The organism is Vibrio sp. YT-19(2023), assembly GCF_033337395.1.
The window spans coordinates 1-502 of the sequence record NZ_JAWOQN010001244.1 but is presented as its reverse complement, the minus strand read 5'-3'; the positions used below and the strand labels follow the sequence as shown (position 1 = coordinate 502).

The 502-nt window shown below is 46.8% G+C and carries 1 protein-coding gene; it reads right to left on the bottom strand.

From position 1 onward, the window contains the following. Positions 1-59: 59 nt before the first annotated feature. Positions 60-502: succinylglutamate desuccinylase/aspartoacylase family protein (locus tag R7E78_RS31065; RefSeq protein ID WP_318059264.1), on the bottom strand; the 443-nt coding region annotated here is incomplete at its 5' end.

Below are 502 nucleotides of genomic sequence, written 5' to 3'. Positions count from 1 at the left end.
AAATATAACAAAAAAAGCCCGGCACTAGGTACTGGGCTTTGAGATCATAGAGCATGCAATTATGACTGAGTATCGAGTGGGATTTGTCCAGTCGTTACCTGTTCGACGTCAAACTCAGTTAATCCTTCAATGTAGCTTTCTACCGCTTGTTCTACTTCATCGTCGCTTTGGCTGAAGTATGCGAGGTGGAAAATGGCATCGCCTTCGTTCACTAATGGCAGCGTTTGCTGACCGATCACTAAACCACTTTTAGGTGCTTTTAGCTCTATTTCATCGTGACCGAGGGGTGAGCTGATGTAAGCTAAGGTTTCACCTTTTTCTACTTTATCGCCTAGGTTCACCACCGTGCGCAAAATACCGTTACCTGGCGCTCGAACCCAGCTGGTCGATTTCGCGATAACAGGTTCAGGCAGTTTTTTACGGCTGGCTCTCAACATGCCGATCGCTTGCATAACGCGTTGAACGCCTAAAACACCAGCACTGATAGATAGCGGATCAAAGC